The sequence below is a fragment of the Alkalihalobacillus sp. AL-G genome, assembly GCF_030643805.1.
Classification (GTDB): Bacteria; Bacillota; Bacilli; order Bacillales; family Fictibacillaceae; genus Pseudalkalibacillus.
Genome location: NZ_CP094656.1, coordinates 3,679,274 through 3,699,094 on the forward strand (window position 1 = coordinate 3,679,274; position 19,821 = coordinate 3,699,094).

The 19,821-nt window shown below is 33.5% G+C and carries 18 protein-coding genes; all 18 read right to left on the minus strand.

Features of this window, described 5'->3' with window-relative positions; translation table 11 throughout:
• Positions 1-68: 68 nt before the first annotated feature.
• On the minus strand, positions 69-2,579 hold the full coding sequence (locus MOJ78_RS18720; protein ID WP_304978837.1) for an ABC transporter substrate-binding protein: 2,511 nt from the start codon (positions 2,577-2,579) through the stop codon (positions 69-71).
• 97 nt (positions 2,580-2,676) lie between these two features.
• Entirely contained in the window at positions 2,677-3,096 is a 420-nt protein-coding gene (locus tag MOJ78_RS18725) for a hypothetical protein (protein WP_304978838.1), read from the minus strand.
• A 53-nt stretch (positions 3,097-3,149) separates the two neighbouring features.
• Positions 3,150-3,710, minus strand: a complete 561-nt coding sequence (locus MOJ78_RS18730; RefSeq protein ID WP_370529827.1) for a sugar transferase — start codon at positions 3,708-3,710, stop codon at positions 3,150-3,152.
• A 27-nt stretch (positions 3,711-3,737) separates the two neighbouring features.
• Entirely contained in the window at positions 3,738-4,877 is a 1,140-nt protein-coding gene (locus tag MOJ78_RS18735; protein WP_304978840.1) for a glycosyltransferase family 4 protein, read from the minus strand.
• Positions 4,877-5,755: an NAD-dependent epimerase/dehydratase family protein gene (locus MOJ78_RS18740; protein ID WP_304978841.1), complete on the minus strand. Its 879-nt coding sequence runs from the start codon at positions 5,753-5,755 to the stop codon at positions 4,877-4,879. Before MOJ78_RS18740 ends, MOJ78_RS18735 begins: the two co-directional genes overlap by 1 nt.
• Before the next feature lie 30 nt (positions 5,756-5,785).
• Complete coding sequence (locus MOJ78_RS18745) at positions 5,786-7,066, minus strand: nucleotide sugar dehydrogenase (protein WP_304978842.1); 1,281 nt, start codon at positions 7,064-7,066, stop codon at positions 5,786-5,788.
• On the minus strand, positions 7,066-8,079 hold the full coding sequence (locus MOJ78_RS18750; protein WP_304978843.1) for an NAD-dependent epimerase: 1,014 nt from the start codon (positions 8,077-8,079) through the stop codon (positions 7,066-7,068). Before MOJ78_RS18750 ends, MOJ78_RS18745 begins: the two co-directional genes overlap by 1 nt.
• 10 nt (positions 8,080-8,089) lie before the next feature.
• Positions 8,090-9,205, minus strand: coding sequence for a glycosyltransferase family 4 protein (locus MOJ78_RS18755; protein WP_304978844.1), 1,116 nt, complete (start codon positions 9,203-9,205; stop codon positions 8,090-8,092).
• A 15-nt stretch (positions 9,206-9,220) separates the two neighbouring features.
• On the minus strand, positions 9,221-10,369 hold the full coding sequence (locus tag MOJ78_RS18760; protein WP_304978845.1) for a glycosyltransferase family 4 protein: 1,149 nt from the start codon (positions 10,367-10,369) through the stop codon (positions 9,221-9,223).
• Positions 10,366-10,869: an acyltransferase gene (locus MOJ78_RS18765; protein ID WP_304978846.1), complete on the minus strand. Its 504-nt coding sequence runs from the start codon at positions 10,867-10,869 to the stop codon at positions 10,366-10,368. The genes MOJ78_RS18760 and MOJ78_RS18765 overlap by 4 nt, the downstream gene beginning before the upstream one ends.
• A gap of 13 nt (positions 10,870-10,882) precedes the next feature.
• Positions 10,883-12,772, minus strand: coding sequence for an asparagine synthase (glutamine-hydrolyzing) (asnB, locus tag MOJ78_RS18770; protein ID WP_304978847.1), 1,890 nt, complete (start codon positions 12,770-12,772; stop codon positions 10,883-10,885).
• The gene (locus MOJ78_RS18775) at positions 12,773-14,065 is read right to left on the minus strand and encodes a hypothetical protein (RefSeq protein WP_304978848.1); all 1,293 of its coding nucleotides are present in this window, start codon (positions 14,063-14,065) and stop codon (positions 12,773-12,775) included.
• Positions 14,066-14,083: 18 nt separating this feature from the next.
• Positions 14,084-15,034 carry a glycosyltransferase gene (locus MOJ78_RS18780; protein ID WP_304978849.1) on the minus strand — a complete coding sequence of 317 codons (951 nt, stop codon included), beginning with the start codon at positions 15,032-15,034 and terminating at the stop codon, positions 14,084-14,086.
• On the minus strand, positions 15,027-15,671 hold the full coding sequence (locus MOJ78_RS18785) for an acetyltransferase (protein ID WP_304978850.1): 645 nt from the start codon (positions 15,669-15,671) through the stop codon (positions 15,027-15,029). Before MOJ78_RS18785 ends, MOJ78_RS18780 begins: the two co-directional genes overlap by 8 nt.
• Positions 15,661-16,779, minus strand: a complete 1,119-nt coding sequence (locus MOJ78_RS18790; protein ID WP_304978851.1) for an aminotransferase class I/II-fold pyridoxal phosphate-dependent enzyme — start codon at positions 16,777-16,779, stop codon at positions 15,661-15,663. Before MOJ78_RS18790 ends, MOJ78_RS18785 begins: the two co-directional genes overlap by 11 nt.
• The gene (locus tag MOJ78_RS18795; protein ID WP_304978852.1) at positions 16,779-18,035 is read right to left on the minus strand and encodes an oligosaccharide flippase family protein; all 1,257 of its coding nucleotides are present in this window, start codon (positions 18,033-18,035) and stop codon (positions 16,779-16,781) included. The genes MOJ78_RS18790 and MOJ78_RS18795 overlap by 1 nt, the downstream gene beginning before the upstream one ends.
• 9 nt (positions 18,036-18,044) lie before the next feature.
• Entirely contained in the window at positions 18,045-19,073 is a 1,029-nt protein-coding gene (gene rfbB, locus MOJ78_RS18800; protein ID WP_304978853.1) for a dTDP-glucose 4,6-dehydratase, read from the minus strand.
• Between the two features lie 6 nt (positions 19,074-19,079).
• Positions 19,080-19,808 carry a sugar phosphate nucleotidyltransferase gene (locus MOJ78_RS18805; RefSeq protein ID WP_304978854.1) on the minus strand — a complete coding sequence of 243 codons (729 nt, stop codon included), beginning with the start codon at positions 19,806-19,808 and terminating at the stop codon, positions 19,080-19,082.
• Between the last annotated feature and the right edge of the window lie 13 nt (positions 19,809-19,821).

Sequence of the window (19,821 nt, forward strand, 5' to 3'; positions counted from 1 at the left end):
ATTTCCAAACTTTTAGTAAAAAAATCATAAGAAAAAAGGACCACCGAGGTGTCGGTAGTCCATATACATTACTTGCTCATGTATGCATTTTGCAAATAAATTAAACCATTATAGTGGTAAATTCCTTTTAATGCAGGGTTCTTAAGGTAGGAATCCTGATACTGATAGAGCGGTGCAATCGCGGCATTGTCTGCTATCAGGTATTTTTCTAACTCTTGGAGTTTTTCCCAACGCGTGCTTTGATTCATATCGGATACCGCAGCTTGCAATTTTTGGTCATAAGTTGCATTTGTGTAGTTGCGGTTGTTCACATTGGTAGATTCAAAAATCTCTAAATATGTTACTGGATCAGGGTAATCAGGCATCCATCCTTCTAGTATAATGTCATACTTACCGTCATTCGTCCGTGTAAGTCGTTCAGTCCAAGAGAGTGATTCAACATTAACAGTAAGTCCAGGCAGTGCAGCCTCCAGGTTTTCCTTTAGAAAAGCACCTTGTGCAGGACTAGTTCCTGTGTCACCAACAATTAGATTTAATGTAATCGCATTTTTACCAAGATCCGCTAGACCTGTATTCCACAGCTCTGTTGCGTTAAGGCTTTGGTTAAATTCTGGATAGGCAGCTCTAAAGTCTTGCTTATTTGTATCCCAATCAAATGCTTTTGGAACAAGGTAAGTGGCTGGAATAGCAGTATTTGAAAATACTTCTTCATTTAAGGCTTGACGATCAATGGCTGCAGAGATCGCCTTTCGTATATTTAAGTTGTTTAAATCTTGGTTTGTCTGATTCATATTTAACCAAAATAAAGCTGTGCTCGGATAACCAACGTAATCATTATGGTTTAAATACTGTGATTCATTATCAAAAATCTCGGTGAAGTCACCAGTTCCATTTTCATACGCTACAGGAGATGCTCCATCAGTTATCTTGTAATTGATGGTTTCAAGCTGTACGGATTCTTTATTCCAATAGTGATCGTTTTTCTGCAATTGCCATCCTTCTGTATCCTTCATTTTAGAAACGACGAATGGTCCGTTGAACACAATTGATGAAAGACTTGATCCATAATTAGCGTCGAATTGTTCTGCGGTTTCCTTGTGTACAGGAACGAATTCCGGTCGTGTTGTCAAATCAGCAAAATATGGTGCTGATTCTTCTAATTCCACTTTTAATGTAACATCATCGACTGCAGTTACGCCTAGAGTATCTACAGGACTTTCTTCATACATGATTGCATCTGCATTTTTTATAATGCCTAGGTTAAACCCATACAAAGCTTCATAGTTAGGGTCAACCATACGTTTCCAGGCATATTCAAAATCATGTGCCGTCACTTTGTCGCCATTACTCCAGATAGCATTATCACGGAGCTTAAAGGTGAATACTGTATAATCGCTGTTTGCAACATAGGACTCAGCAACACCGTTTATGATTTCACCTTCAGGACCCCTTGTATAAAGCCCCTCAAATGTGTTTAATAACAATTCTTGAGCTACACTATCGGAAACTAGCGTAGGATCAACTCGATCTACATAGTAGTCATATTCGGTTAAGACCGTAATTTCCGTGTCTCCACTCTTTACAGGTACATCAAACCCTAATTCACCAAGGATCGGATTCGGCAAAGCAACTTCTCCACCAAGAATAATGTGATTTGCACTAGAGGTTGATAAATATTCATGTACCGAATCAATCACACGCGAATCGTGGACTAGTAAAATATACCCGCCTAGACGGTGCGCTAGGCCTGAAGCCGCGACTGCATCAGGATAACCCTGATTCCCAACAACCGCAGTACCTTTTACCAAAATCACATTACTAGGATTTGAAATTGAATTTAAAATCTTCAAGTTCGTCTCGTAACGATTTTCGCCAGCCACACGGGCTACATTAAACCCTTTGGAGGTCAAACTCTCTTGAACCTCTTGGCTGACAACTAGATCTCCACCGTAAATCGTTACGTCTTTAATAGTTGCAGGAAGCTCCTTTGGAAGCTCTCCCTCTTTTGTCAAGTAAATTGGAATTCCCTCAATTGCAGCAACACTGGATGCAGACAATGCATCCGCCACGGAGAATCCATTTACAAGAATTGCTTTTGTATTCGAGCTGGTACCTGCTGTTTCATTGATCTCGAATGCGGTTTCGAATCGGTTTTTGCCAGACACCCGATCGACGGTATAGCCTTTAGATTTCAACGTAGACTCTACATCTGAACTGATCGCGACAGGTCCGCCTAATAAATAAACCTTTTCTGCTTTTAAGCGAGCCAACTCATCCAACACCACTTGATCAATGCTCTCTGGATATGTAAGCAGAATCGGTGCATCCTTCGCACCAGCTAGGCTTGAAGCGGCGAGTGCATCAGCAGGCTCGTCCGCTCTTGCGATCACAACCGCCTTTTCAGCACTGTCAAGACCGCTCGGCCACCCCTTTTTTGAAATTTCAACTGATGTTTCTATACGGGTTTCCCCTGACAGCCTTTCAAATGATTTTGCAGCAGAAGCCTCCTGTGCAAAATAGGGTTGAATCAAACTTAATACTAATACTGCGATTAAAGCCCATGACAATTTCTTAAACATATAATCCCCCCTAAAATATGGCTCACCCTTTATTTCGACAAAATTATCCAAATTTTAAATACAAAAAAGACACTATTTTTCTAGTGCCTTAAAAAATTTATAGATTTCTGTATTCCGAACGTTTTTTGTTTTTGTTAATTCCTTTAAACAAAAAGTAAAAGATTAACCGAATCAGGATGTATCCCCCAAAGAAAGCCATGAACCCGTAAAGTCCAACTATTGCATCGACAAACTCCATGTTCCCTCTTCCGGTAATCTTTTGCTGTATTTCAATTGCAAAGACAATGACCAAAAGTACGGTAAAGGTATATATGAAAGAAATAACCGTAATACTGTATTCAGAAAGCAGTCGAAATGTGATTTGAACAAATAGGAAACAGAAAATACCGATAATCCCAATGATCCAGAAGTGCAAATCCTTGTCCGACAACTCAAAGCCTAATCCTTTACTGAACTCCTGTAACAAATCATGAAACTCATTGACAACCGCAGCTATTAGTTTAATAACTTCTCCCATGATACCCCCAACAAAGATAGTTAAGAGCCCCCTAAATATAGGGTACCCTTATGTTACATCTTTACATTTTCTGCTTTAACTACATTTGTAAACGTCGATAATATTATTTTCACATCTGAGACAATGGTTACATTTTTTAAATAATATTTATCGTACTCTACTTTTTTTTCATCACTAATAAAATCTCTCCCCATTATTTGGGCATAACCAGTTAATCCTGGTTTTAACGAGTTAATTCCATTGGTTTTTCTTTTATTAATAAGTTCGTACTGATTATAAAGTGCTGGACGGGGGCCGACTAAAGACATCTCACCTTTAACTATATTTAATAATTGCGGAATTTCATCAAAACTTGTTTTGCGTAAAAACCGCCCAACTTTTGTAACATATTGTTCCGGATTGGTTAATTTATCTGTTGATAGATTAGGAGTATCAATTTGCATTGTCCTAAACTTATAAATCATAAAATAATTATCATTTTGCCCAGTACGTTTTTGTTTAAATAAAATTGGCCCATTACTATCCAATTTAATTGCAAAGCAAATAATAATAAAAATTGGAAATATTAATAATAATGCTAATAAAGAAACTGTAATGTCTAATAAAGGTTTTATTAATTTTATATACAACCCTAATCACCCCTAGAGTGAATTAAAAACATCAATTTGTTTGTTAATTACCTTTCTTTCATCAAAATGATTTAAAAATATATCCCTTGATGCTTCCCCAAACTTACTTATTAATTCTTTATTATTAATTAATTTTAGTATCTTCTCTCCTAAGTCATGAGAATCCTTAACATTACAAAGGTATCCATTCACATTAGGAAATACCTCTTCTCTACATCCCCTAATATTCGTCGCAATGATTGGTTTTGCCATTCCCATAGCTTCAATAATGGAACGTGGTAATCCTTCCCTGTATGATGGTAGTACAAATATATCACTACTCGATAATAACAAAGGAATATCATCTCTTAAGCCTAATACGTGAATGTCTTTAGAGATTTTTTTGTTTAGATTAGAGACATACTGGTTCAGGTCAAAGCTATCCCTATCCCCTTCAACCTGACCTCCAATTAACAATAGCTTTATTTGTTTAAACCCTTTATTCTTTATACTCCTAAATGCTTGTAACAATTCCACAATTCCTTTTTCAATAACCATTCTTCCAATAAATGTGATTACAATATCTTCCTTTTGCAACCCGAGTTCTTGCCTTATTTTATCACCATCGTATAAAGTCGGGTTAAATTTCTCTGATGAAACCCCATTACCAATGTGAATTAGCCTGTTTTTCGGTTTAAATTTTTTCTTTATAGCTAGGTCGTAATCTTCACAACTCTGAAAAAAAATATAGTCGCTAAAATATTTCGCCCATGTTTTTTCAAGAAAATAAATAGTCTTATATATTAAGGGGTTCATATTCTCATGAAAATAAAATCCATGTGCTGTATAAACAATTGTTTTAGAACCCGCCACCTTTGCAGCAAATCTTCCAATTAAACTAGCGACTGGAGTATGAGTATGAATGATATCATATTCTCCAGCTTTTATTAGTTTTATTAATTTAATAAGGCACTTCAGATGATTAATAATGTTCATGTCTCTTGTAAATGGTATATTAATGATATTATAACCATCTTTAATTAGCTGGTTACCTATTCCATGGATATTACAAGCAATATCTACATTATAACCCTTATTTTCAAGTTCATCTATTAATGGTAAGAGGAACTTCTTTAAAGTAAAGTCCACTGCTGTTATTTGTAGGATTTTCATTAAATCAATCCTTTTTCCCTCAATAATTTAATTTCGTTAATTATGCCATTCTTAAAACTTCTTGGTTCAAAATTTAAATCTTCTTTCGCTTTCTGATTAGAATAGCTTTTGTCCTCTTGTATCCTTTTTACTTGCTCAACAGATATTAATGGTTTCTTGATAACTGTTTCATATATTTGAGCCATAAAAATAGCAAGTTTTATGGGGATATGAATAAATAATATTTTTTTATTTAATTCATTTTTAATAAGTTGTAACACTTGTTTATACTTTATTACAGTTCCACCGGAAAGAACGTAGTTTTCGTTAACCAAATTTGAATTTTCTAATGCAGATACTATACCATCTGATAAGTCCTCTACATGTACCGGTTGCAGAAGAGCGGAACCATCCCCGAAGACAGGAAATACAGGATATTTGGAGAGGAACTTTATAAGTTTATGCATGTTATGGTCCCTCTCATTTCCAAAGATCATTGTAGGTCTTAAGATAATGTAATTCGTGTTTATATATGAGTTATGTAGAATCTCTTCTTCAATTTTCTCATACAACTCACTATAGGCTCTATATTTTGAATAAACGCCCGTAGTATGAACCAAAATAATTTTTGGAATGTTAAACTTGTTTGCCAACTTTATTAGAAAAGGGGAATATCGAATATTAGCAATATGAATGATACTATCAAAGTTATACTTCTGAAATATTGTTTCAATTTCTATTTCATTTTCTAACTCTGTAAATTCTACGTTTATTTCAAAGCTATTTTTATATTTAGTATTTCTTGTTATCCCAACAATCTGATTGGGTGAATATTTCGTTAATAACTTTTCAACCACTAAGCTACCTGTATTACCAGTAAATCCTGTAACTAGAATCATTTCAAAATTCCCCTTAAGTAAAAACTTATTTTATAATCTCCATAAAGTAATGTTATCTGAGCAACTATTCTTATCAAGTTTACTCTTAATATCAACAACAATCCCGCGACCATGTTTAAGGACTCTATCAAATAACCCCCAATCCTCTTGCAAATATTGGTCGTGCGGAACAGCAAACACAACCGCATCAGCTGGTTTAAGTTCATCAATATCGACAAGATTAATACCGTATTCTTCAACAGCTTCATGCTTATCTGCCATTGAATCTGTGACTTGTACTTCCACACCAAATTCCTGTAATTCTCTAATAACATCAATTACTTTTGAATTCCTTAAATCTGGTACATTTTCTTTAAATGTTAGTCCTAACACAGTGACTCTTGAACCTTGAACTGGCATATTTTTATGAATCATTTGCTTAACCAGAGACGTTGCAATAAAACTGCCCATATCGTCATTTATCCGACGTCCAGCAAGAATTACTTGTGGATGATAGCCGATCATTTCAGCTTTATGTGTTAAATAATAAGGATCGACACCGATACAATGCCCCCCTACAAGTCCTGGTGAAAAGGGAAGGAAGTTCCACTTTGTTCCTGCAGCTTCCAGTACTTCTTTTGTATCAATATCTAACCTGTCAAAGATTACCGCTAGTTCGTTCATTAAAGCGATGTTCAAGTCACGTTGAGTATTTTCAATTACCTTTGCAGCTTCTGCTGCTTTAATAGAGGATGCTCGGAAAACACCAGCTTCTACTACAGAACCATACACATCAGCAATTATGTTAAGCACATCTTCATTTTGCCCGGAAACAACCTTCGTGATAGTTCTAAATGTGTGCTCTTTATCACCTGGATTTATCCGCTCAGGCGAATATCCAACATAAAAGTCTTCACCAGCTTTAAGACCTGATTTTTCTTCTAATACAGGTAAGCAAACCTCTTCTGTAGCCCCTGGATATACTGTAGATTCATAAACTACAATTGTTCCTTTTGCTAGATTCTTACCAACTGTTTCAGACGCTTTTATTAAGGGTGTCAAATCAGGTTGTTTATTCTTACTTATTGGAGTAGGAACTGCAACAATAATAAAATCACAACTTTTAAGCTCGGTTGGTTCTGTAGTAAAATCAATGTTCGCTTCTTGTAAATCTTCTTCACTTACCTCATTTGTATAATCAATGTTTTCTTTTAAAGTATTAATACGTTTTAGATTTATATCGAAACCTATAATCTTATGTCTTTGACCAAAGGCAACAGCTACTGGTAGACCAACATACCCTAAGCCTACTAATCCAATTTTTCTATCCATTATAATTTCACCCCATAATAATCTATATACCAATCAATAAAATTACTGATACCATCTTTTATGGCCATTTGTGGTTTAAAACCAATATCATTTGTTAAATCGTCGACATTTGCGAACGTTTCAGGAACATCTCCAGCTTGAAGAGGCATAAATTCCTTCTTTGCCTCTATTCCTAGCTTATCTTCAATCGCGTGAACAAAGTCCATAAGGTTGACCGGACTATTATTTCCAATGTTAAACACTTTGTATGGGGCATAGCTTGTTCCTGGGTCAGGACTTTTGCCGTTCCATTCAAGATTAGGTTCTGCCTTTTTCTTAGCTAAACGTTGGATACTTTCAACAATATCATCTACATAAGTAAAATCCCTCATCATCTTGCCATTATTGAAAATTTGGATCGGCTCACCATTTAAAATTGCTTTAGTGAATAAGAATAAGGCCATATCCGGTCTACCCCAAGGTCCATAAACAGTGAAAAATCTTAGCCCCGTAGTAGGAAGATTATACAAATGACTATATGTGTGAGCCATAAGTTCATTTGCTTTCTTAGTAGCCGCATATAAACTCACTGGATGGTCAACGTTATCGTGAACAGAAAAAGGTAATTTAGTATTTGCACCATAAACAGAACTTGATGAAGCATATATTAGTTGTTCAACATTATTATGTCGACATGCTTCAAGTATGTTCATAAACCCAACTACATTTGAATCAATATAAGCATGTGGATTTTTTAAACTGTATCTAACACCAGCTTGTGCGGCAAGATTAACTACAACATTTACTTTATTTTCCTCAAAAACTTGATTTATTTTGTCTTTGTCTTCAAGAGAAGCTTTTACAAATGAAAAATTTTTATATTCTAACCTTTTAAGCCTGTCCTTTTTTAATCCTACATCATAGTAATTATTAAGATTATCGATCCCTATAACATTATTACCTTCTTTCATTAATCTCTTAGATAGGTGTGATCCGATAAAACCCGCTGCACCTGTAACTAATATTGTCCTCATATTTACCCCTCTAATCGTTATTTACTAGTCTGATATATTCATCCTCAAATTTCGTCACCATACTATTTAACAAATATCTCTTTTTTAATATCATAAATCCATTTTCACCCATTGTTTCTGCAAGTTTAGGATTGTTAATTAAAGTTCGTATCGAATGAATAATATCATCAATATTTTTAGGTCTTATTAAAAGTCCATTCTCTCCGTGTTCTAACAATTCAGGAATACCCCCAACGCTAGTGCCTATAATGGGTTTTTTCCCAGCCATTGCCTCTATTAATGCATTAGGTAACCCTTCCCAAAGAGATGGTAAAATGACTATATTGCTTTCTTTAATAATTTGAGGGATATCTTCCCTAAAACCTAAAAAATATATTAAGTGCTCTATTTTTAGGTCCTTTGTTAATTTCTTTAAACTTTTGTCTAAGTCCCCTTTCCCAACAATGAAAACTTTAAAGTTCTTTTCCGTATTTTCTAAGGACGCAATTGCTTTAATTAAATAAATATGTCCTTTTACACTCCTTAGATTACCAATCATAGTAATAATATTAGTATCACTATTTATACCGAATTCTTTTCTGACATATGGATTATTTTCTTTTCGCTGAAATTTTTCAAGATCAACCCCATTAGGTATACATGTTAACTTTCCTTCAGTTATTTTTTCTCGTCTTTTTAACATCTCAATTGCTGCTAGACTATTAGCTATATATCTTTTAACAAATATAGATGTCATTTTATCTGTATAGGATTGCCATTTTTTTCTGTTCTGGTCGATACTCCTTTGACCTGTAACTATAGTGCGGTTTCCAGTTAAATAACAAATTGGCCTTAATAACATATTCGCTCTAAAACCATAAATATTTACAATATCATACCTATTTTTTGTAAAATGGATGAACAATTTAATTAAAGCCTTGATTTTATTGGTTTTATTAAAGTAAAAACATTTAGCTTTTATATTTTTCTTTATTAATTTTTCTAAAATTGGCCCATCGTCATCTAATATACAAACTTCAGAAGCAAATCTTGAAGAATCCATGTTTGAAACAAGTGAATAAACTATAGATTCGGTTCCTCCAAAATCACTAGTACTCATAAATTGAAGGACTTTAATTTTTTCCATAATAACTCCTTCATCTCACACATCTTTATGGTCGTAACTTATTTCCTTGTATAACTGTAGGTAATTCTTTGATATTACATCTAGGTCAAAATTCCTCAATATAAAATTGTATGCTTGTTCACCAAATCGTTCATAACCATCCTTAGCAATTAAAACCTGTAAAACTTTTGATAATGCATCTACTTTTTCCGCTTCGAATAATAGTCCATTAATATTGTTCTTAATTACATCCGGGTTGCCACCTACGTCACTGGCGATAATTGTTAGCTTGGAGGCCATTGCTTCTAATAGAGCATTGGATATTCCTTCGTACCTGGACGGTAATACAAAGAAATCTGCAACAGACAAATACTCATTTACATTGTTAACTTTTCCTTTATAAATAATAGAGCTGTCACTTAAATAAGATGAAATATTGATCGAACCATCGCCAAGAATTATTAAAGTACTGTTAACTTTATATTCCTCTTCAAGGTTAACCCAAGCATCTAACAAAATGTCTATACCTTTTACTTTTTCTAGTCGTCCAGCATATAAAAATAGCTTCTTATCCCTAGGTAAGGATAATTTATTTAGCATTACATTTTTTTCATCACTGTTATTCTCTTTATAGTTCTCTGTATTTATTCCATTGGGTAAAAAATATATTTTTGATGCAGGAATTTTTACATCTAGTAAGTCTTTTTCAATTGCTTTACTTATAGCAATAAATTTAGAAATATATTTTCTCATAAATAAGACCTTTATTTTACCTAGTGCACCACTATGATATATTCGTTTAATTTCGCATCCAAGTTTATTTCCCCCTCCTGCTATCTTAGCAATAGAAGGAATGTTTGTAATAAAGGATGCTATTGATGCAGTAACACCTGGTGCACTCAATGCATGAGCATGTAGTATGTTAATCTTTTTATAATTCTTAATAATATAAAATAAAGCCTTTATCATATAAATAATTGGTGCTAATTTAGGTAATGATGTTACTTTTAGCCGTTTAACACATATTCCATCAATTAATTCATTTTTATCCAGCCCTTTATGCCATCTGGTTAATACAATAATTTCATGCCCCTGTTGGACTAACTTCGATCCAAGCCTTTGAGCTTGTGTTTCTGCACCACCAATTAATGGATAAAAGCTTGAAATTAACATTACAACTCTCATTTAGATTCTCCCCAAAAATACTTGGTCAAGTATTCTCTCTTTGAAGAAACATTTTTTGGGTAAGGCGTAGCCTTTTGTTCAGACTTCCTGATATATTCTTCAACAGACATAATAACTCTTGCGGGGTTTCCTACAGCTACTGAGTTCGAGGGGATATCTTTTGTAACTACTGATCCAGCACCAACAACGCAATTATCTCCAATTTTAACGTTTGGCATAATAATTGAATTAATACCAACAAAACAGTTATTGCCCAATTCTATTTTTCCGTATTTCTTTATATGATTAAGTTCTTTTCTGTGCCTAAATACCCATGTCCCTCCGTCATGAGTTATAAACTTAACTCCGCTAGTAATGGTAGACCTATCTCCTATTTTTATTAAATATGGTTCACTACCAAATGAAGGATTTCCCAGTATACGACATTTATCTCCAATATTTAAACCATTTTTTAATGCCTTTTTTATTTTATAATTTTGTATCCATTTAATGAGAACCAATGTGTTTCCCCCCTTACTTTTCTCTTTTAATTGATTCTAACCAAGCCTGAAACATTAATACGTCCCATAACTGGCCATGCCAGTTATATTTAGAAGACTGATGTTCTTCCCATTTTCTCCTGATAATTTTTTCATTAAAAAAGCCTTCTTCACGTAATCTGTTTGACGAAAGTAACTCTTCTCCCCACTCTCTTAAAGGTCCTCTAAGCCACTCTCCAATTGGTACATTAAAGCCGCTTTTGGGCCTATTAACTAATGATTCGGGTAAATATTTATAAAGGACTTGCCGTAAAATCCACTTTCCTTGGTTATCACTTATTTTATATTTTGTCGGTAAGTGAATGGCAAAGTCAATAATCCTATGGTCTAAAAGCGGAATACGAGATTCAAGGCTAACTCCCATGCTGGCACGATCTAATTTAACCAAAATGTCATCTCGAAGATACATCAATATATCAACCAATTGCATCCATTTCAAAAAATCATCATTAGGATCCACTATATTACCATTTAGTTTTGTTAAAGGTTCTCTTGAACCATGAATTACTCTAGTTGGATTGTCCCAGTGTGTTAAAAGCAGTTTATATAGTTCACTATCATTTCTAACTGACAGTAACCTCGAATAAATTTTACATCTTTCCGCAGGCATTACTGATAATCCTGTTGAAAGAGCCTTTCTTAAGATAAATGGTATCCTATTAACAAAATTGTTTTTTTTTATTGTACTAAGATACCTATCGTATCCCCCAAATAATTCATCTCCACCATCTCCAGATAATGAAACTGTTACACTTTCCCTCGCTAACTGTGAAACTAAAAATGTTGGTATTTGTGATGAGTCTGAAAAAGGTTCATCATATAGACTTGGTAATTTAGGGATAACATCCATCGCTTGTTCTGCAGTAACGTACAATTCTGTATGATCAGTGCCAAGATAATTAGCAATCTTTTTTGCATGAGTTGCTTCATTGAAGCCAGTTTCATTAAACCCTATAGTAAAAGTTTTTATAGGTTGGGAACTTTGGGATTGCATTATAGAAACAATAGTAGAAGAGTCAATTCCACCTGATAAAAATGCACCCACAGGTACATCAGAAGCCAGCATCTGTTGATTGATAGATTGATTAATCAGGTTATCCAGTTCTTTAATAGATGTTTGTTCCTCATTATATGTGAAATTGCTTTTGCTTTTAAGCCGTTCTACAATTGACCAATAAGTAATAGTCTGTTGATTAAAAGAATCAGTATGAATTTTTAAAATGGTCCCTGGTTCTAATTTATATATCCCTTTATAAATTGAATAAGGTGTTGGAATATAGTTATGTCTCATATACAATGCAAGAGAATCTCTATCTATTTCATCATCAAAACTAGGGTGTTTCCTTAACGCCTTAAGTTCAGAGGCAAACAGAAAGGTATCTCCTTTCCAGCCGTAATACAACGGCTTTTCACCTATACGATCACGAACTAAGTACAATTCCTTAGTATTTCTATCATAAAGAGCGAATGCAAACATACCAACAAACTTATTTACACAATGTTCCAAACCCCAAGTTTCTACTGCGGCTAAAATGACTTCAGTATCGGAATGTCCTTGAAAAACAGATTGTGAACTAGTCCTAAATAATTCTTCTTTTACATTGTGAAAGTTATATATTTCTCCATTAAAAGCAATAATATAACGCCCACTAAAGGACGCCATAGGTTGATGCCCACTTGGAGACAGGTCTATGATTGAAAGTCTTCTATGCCCAATGGTTAAACCACTATTATTTTCTATCCAGTAACCACTATCATCGGGCCCCCGATGTGAAATATTGTTAGTCATATCCTGTATAACTCTTTGATTATATTCACGTCCCATTTTTTGTCTTCTATTAATAAATCCAGCGAATCCACACATCTAATCTCCCCCATTATGTAACTCTTTTGTTTCATTGAGTAGAAACTTAATGCAAAGGGGAAAAAATATAATCCCTTTCCATATAAAAGGCTCTTTAAGCTCGAACAAAAAGATGAGACATATAAAAAAAATGTATAAATATAGAAAAGCCTTATTGTAAAATCTGTAAGCCCTCTTACTTGTTACATAGCTTGTCAAAAAATAAAAAATATATAAATATATCCCCACTGCTAATGGGAGTCCTAATACATACAAAGCTCTAACATAACCTGAATCATGGTTTTCCCACATAATATGGGTTCCAAAAATTAATTGTTGTAAATTCATCTCAGGGAGTTCTTGGCTTAACAAAACTCCAATGGATGAATTTGATAAATTAAATATAAAATCAAAAAAGTAAGAAAGATACCAAGAAAATTGTGGATTGATTTCGGTTAAAATATAAACAACAAAGGTTAATGTGGATCCACCTAAAACAAAATATAAAAACCTCTTTCTACATTTATATTTATGTAACATGGTCCCACTTACTTTAATATTCAATATAATTTTTGTCAGAGTATAGAAAAGTAAAATTAATATTGATATTAGAAAACCGGTTCTACCACTCGAAAAGCAAGAAACTAAAATTATTAAAATACTGAAGAAATCTCTCCTAACTAAGCTTTTGCCTTCAAGTTGTCTGAGCATAAGTAGTGAAATTATTCCATATGATTGTAAAAAAGATAACATTGCCCCCGAGGAAGCTGTAAAACCAGGTGCTCTTGGGGAATGTAAATAATCCAAATTAGAGGACTCAGAAATATATAATATTGTCTTAAATAATATCCTTAATTCAGGAAACATAGCTGTTAAGATTATCAAGCACGATTGAAGGAAAACAATGAGATATATAGTCCTTAAAAACTTGTTTAAATCTTTAAAAAAACGTGCAGTCATATATGCAGCTGCATAATAAAAAAAGAAAAAATTAAAAGAATAAAGAAAGAAACCATATTCATCGGATAAACCGTTTATTTGATTTACTATATAACCGGAGATAGAAAGTAACACAAATAAAAAAAATACCATAAAGGAATTCCGGTGGTTCTTAAAAAGTTCCCAAAATATAAACTCTTTATATTTAATTACAAAATAAAGAAACAATGAAATAAAATATATTCGGGTTCCATCTATTGGTATAGTGGTCAATTCTTCAGAAGGTCTTAAATTATAAAAAGCCAAAAAAAGTAGGCAAGAGAAAAAAAATATTTTAGGGTCCAATTTTAACTTTTGGAAATTTATTAAATGCATAATCCTTTCCTCCTACTACTACTTGTACATACTAACAAATTTTTTTAACCTTCTTATTGCAAATAACAACCTAGGAACATTTCGAAAATAATATAAAATTAAGTGTTGATAACCCCGTATTGATCCTAAATCAATACTTTTTTTAATCGCATCTCTAAAATCATCATACATATTGTTATTCAAATAATACCAAGCTTGAGAATAATATAACTTTGCGAAGCCCTGTTTTACAGTTTCATCAGATACGTATTTCCTTGCGACATTTAGCGTGTAAATCTGTTCATTAAATACGAGTTTCTTTTTTTCTTTTTTAAAAGATGTAATCCCATATGAGTGTTTCCTATATTCACCTAAAACATCATCAATATAACCAATTTTACCGTGTCTAGCATTTTCGATATGAAACAACCAATCAATAATAAAATGGTTATTTGGATTTAAGCCTTCTCCAACTGCACTCCTTCTAAACATCTTAGAACAATGTGCAAAATAAGTCCCATGTTTCACCAAATCATCTATTGTACCAACATCTAATTTGAACTTTTCATTAAAAAAATATAATGTTTGATTAGTTTCCGAATCAAAGACTCTAACATTATGGCAACATAATGCGAAACCAGGGTTTTCGTCTAAAAACTTAACTTGTTTTTGCAACTTTAAAGGAAGCATCCGATCATCACCGTCTAAATGTGCAATATACATGCCAGAACATTTTTGTAAAACTTCATTAAAGTTTCTTAATATCCCAACATTTTCATCTCTTAAGATTGGTTTAATTATATTGGGGTATCTTTTCTTATACTGGAGAATTAATTCCTTAGTTCTATCAGTCGAACAGTCATCACCAATAACAATTTCATATTTAAAATCAACGTCTTGTTCTAAAATACTATCGAGCGCTTCCTTTATATATTTCTCATGGTTATATGTCAATACGCATACACTTACTTTTATATTATTTTCATACATCCTCTACAATCCTTTGAAATACAGCAGGAACACCAGCAAATAATGTATTGTTAGGAACGTCATCTTTTACAAACGCCCCACCACCAATCAATGCAGATTTCCCTATTGTTATTTTTTCTCTTACTGAAGCTCCAGTGCCTATATAAGCTTTCTCTCCAATTTTGATATTTCCACTAATATTCACACCAGGACTTACTGTAGAATAGTCGCCAATGTTACAATCATGTCCAATAGTAACCTTCCTATTTACTATGACAAAGTCACCTATTTCAATATTTACCGTTAATATTACACCTTCACAGATAATACTCCCTTTACCAATTACGTTTCTTTTTGATATATAAACATTTGGATGTATAATTGGATCAGAAAAATCAAAACCATATTCTAAAGTTTTCTTAACAAATCTTTCCTTTAAAGTAGGGGACCCAACAGAAGAACATACTATTTTAACTCGACCTCTTAAGTTTAGGATGTCATCAATGTCTCCTAATACAGGAAGATCATTCACTATTTTCCCTTTCATTTCTTTCCTTTCATCTAGATAGCCAATAATCTCTAAACCAATTTGTTCACATAAGTGGCTCACTTCTCTTGCATGTCCACCACATCCCCATAATATAAGCTTATCTGACATTCTTTAACACCCCGATAATTTTCGAAACTTGTGTTTCGGTCAAACCTACCCATAACGGTAAGCTAAGAATACTAGTTGATAAACTGTTTGTAACTTCCAAAGAAGTAGAAGGATATTTTTTGAATAACTCTTGTTCATGGCATGCTGGGTCGAAATAAGTTCGAGCTTCTATGTCTGAGGACAAAAGTTGTCCTAAAATTTCAGTGTTTTGCGTGTCTTTTGGACATTTGACTGGTAAAAACTGGTGAGGGGTGGTGCTTGAAGTTTTTTGTAACTTCCACCCATCATCAATTAATCTAGTTTTTTTAAATAAATCGCTGTATAAATCATAAAGGTTTTGCAAGTGTTTTATCTTTAAATCAAATGACTCTAGTGTTGCTAGTGCAATAGCCGCTGTGAACTCAGACATTTTCCCATTTAACCCTTGTATAAAAGTTTCACGTTCTTGTGAAAATCCAAAATTTGAAGACTGTCTGATTTTTGATATCAAATCTTTATCTTCACTATAAATAAGTCCTCCCTCACCGACACCAAAAGCTTTTGTCGCATGAAAGCTAAAAACTACTGCTCCTGAAAATCCCTTTCCAAACTGCACGCTATCCACGTTGGTACCAAAGCTAGCTGCAGCATCAATTACTACGGGAATTCCATTATTGCTTAACTTTTCATAAAATGATAAGTTCATCCCTTTTCCAAATGTATCGTAGGGGATAACTATTGCTAAGTCGTCTCCCAATTCATTTATCGCATCATGCAATAATTTTTCATCCATGCACCATTCTTCTTCAGTTACATCTATAAAATAAGGTTCTAAACCACACCAAACAGCTGCTAAAGCTGTAGCTGAAAAAGTGAAACTCGGCATCAACGCATATCGCCCTTTGGACCGTTTTAAAGCCGAGATTGCCAACATTAGGCCGGTGGTTGCATTATTCACAGTAGTTACTGCACCGTGATTATCAAAATATCCCTCTAACACTTTTTGTTCAAATAATGTATTTAATGGACCAAAATTGCTATAATAATGCGACCGATCTATTCTATCAACATAGTGTTTATACTTATCTATATCAACAACATTCGGCTTTAAGAAAGGTATTTTACTCATTAGCTCACCTCTAAGTCTTTTTTGTTAGCTTTATTACAGTAGAAATACATACATAAGTTGATTAATAGTGTTACTCCACACGTACTTACTATCGTAGCCCAAGCAGCCCCATTTATTCCAAACTGCGGAATCCATATTAAATTTAGAGTAATATTAATAAGACCGGAAACTATAGTAACTAATGAGTTTTGCCAAAATAACCCCCTACCAACCCATTGATTGGCCATTAATGTTGAAAAACTTAGTCCGAATAATGAAATTAATAGTAATCTGAATATGTTTATGGAGTTCGAAAATTCTTCTCCAGCTATAAATGGTATAATGTACGGTGCTAGTATAAAGCCAATTAAAGAAATTAAAATTATAATTGCTAAAATTTTAATCATTATTTTTTTTTGATTATCCCAGAACTTATTTACCCCAACTTGTGCCATCTTAGAATAGAATACTGACAATGTTGCCGTTGGTATTATTAATAATATGGAAATAAGTTGATAAGCGAATTGGTATATACCAACATCCCTTACTAACAAAAAATGATTTAACATTAATATATCTGACTTATTAATGAGAAAAGCACCAATGGCATTTAAATGCAACTTAAAACCATCAGAGAATAATCTTATGGCTTCTTGTAACTCAAACATTATTCGTCGATCGTACATTTTCCAAAGAATTATTAGTCCAGCACTAGATATATATATTTGGGAAATTATATTGGAGATCAAAGCACCTATAACACCCCATTTAAATACCCCAACAAAAACTGCTGTTAAAAGAAGATTAAACGACGATCCAATTATAAGTGCTTTATTGTATTTATTTAACTTGTCAATAGCCATTAATAAACTACTGCTGTATTTCTCCCATATTTGTAAAGGCAGAAGAAAAAAGCCAATAATTAGCAGAGAAGCTGGTATTCCTCCGTAGAATTCACCATTACTATATACAAACAAAATGAATGCAATTATGATTGAAGCTAAAGAGATCAATATTCCCAAATATATTAATGAAATAAAGGTTTTTGAATACCAGTCTTTACCTTTAACTTGAGAGGCGCGGTGTATTGATACTTGACCAAGACTAAAATGTCCAACAGTACTAAATAATGTTACCCAAGTAATTACCGCTACGATTAACCCTCTTCCTTCGGCACCTAACAACCTGGCAGTTATGACGAATACAATTAAACTAGAAATTAATTTATATACTCTGGCACCGCTTGTGTGTAAAATTTTTACCCATAACTCGCGCATACTAAATCCTTACACTTTTTCCTGGAAAAGATTGTTCAACCATTTTTGATTATCAAGATACCATTTGATTGTAGATTTTATACCTTTTTTAAAAGAGATGTCAGGTTCCCAATCGAAAGTCTTCTTCATCTTTTCCGGATTAATAGCATATCTCCTATCGTGTCCTAAACGATCGTCCACAAAGGTTATTAACTTTTCAGAAATTACATTCCTGGACAAGTGATCTTTTGGTAACAGATTTAATAATTCCCGAAGTATTAGTTTTACTATGTTTATATTTGCAAATTCATTATGACCACCGATATTAAAAACTTCACTATCTTCCGCCTTGTGAACTATTAAATCAATTGCTCTACAATGGTCGTCAACATGTAACCAATCCCTGATATTTAATCCATCTCCAAAAACCGGTATGTTTTTCCCAACTAATGCATTTGTTATAACCATAGGTATTAGCTTTTCTGGATGTTGATATGGACCATAATTATTGGAACATCTACTAATTGTTATTGGTAATCTAAACGTGTCAAAATAAGCTTTACAAATTAAATCTGCTGAAGCCTTTGATGCTGAATATGGTGAGTGTGGATCTATAGGGCTTGATTCACTAAAAAATCCACTTTGACCTAATGAACCATATACCTCATCCGTAGAAACTTGATGAAATCTCTTCACCCCATATTTCAAAGAGTTTTCTAATAAAACCTGGGTACCTAAAACATTGGTTTTCAAAAAGATCTGTGGATCTTCTATACTTCTGTCTACATGAGATTCGGCAGCAAAATTAATAACATAATCGGGTTCATAATTCCGGAAAATTCCACTAATTGATTCATGGTCGCAAATATTGGTTTTTTCAAAAGTATAGTTATTATTAGACAATAGTTCGTTATCAAGTTTATTGAGATTGCCTAGATTTCCCGCATAAGATAGACAATCGATATTTACTATTTCAATGGATGTACCATATTTTTCAAACATATAATAAATGAAATTACTTCCAATAAATCCTGCCCCACCTGTTATCATATATCTCATAAAATTCTACCCCTGTATTTCATTTTTCACTTTGATTAGAAATTGATTCGCATATTGATAAGAAACAATAGTACCTGCATCAGTCCAATTACCTTCATGTATGTCGTACTTTAATTGCCCGGCACTAATATATAAATTGTTCACTGAAGTGATTTCTAGCTCGCCTCTGCCTGATGGTGCTATTTCACGTATAAAATCGAACACTTGATTGTCAAACATATAGTACCCAATAACAGCGAAGTCAGACTTAGGTTCTTGTGGCTTTTCTTCTATTTGAATTACATTTCTTTCATCAATTGCGGCCACACCGTACCTTTCAGGATCTCCTACTTTCTTTAATAATACCCTCGCACCAATTTCTTGATGCCTAAAAGAATCTACACTTTTTTTAATGCTCTTATCGGAAATGTTATCACCTAGTATTACCACAATCTTTTCATTACTGGCAAAGTTTTCGGCGAGAGACAAAGCTTGCGCTATACCTCCAGCCTCTTCCTGAACTTTATAGGTAAATTCACAACCGAATTCCTTTCCACTACCAAGAAGATTAACAACATCTCCCATATGTTGTGTACTAGTAATTATTAATATTTCCGTTATATCGCATGAAACTAATTGCTTTATTGGGTTATAAATCATCGGCTCATGACCGACCGGTAATAAGTGTTTATTCGTGACTTTGGTTAAAGGATGTAGCCTTGTACCTCTACCCCCTGCTAAAATAACTCCTTTCATATATAAAACACCT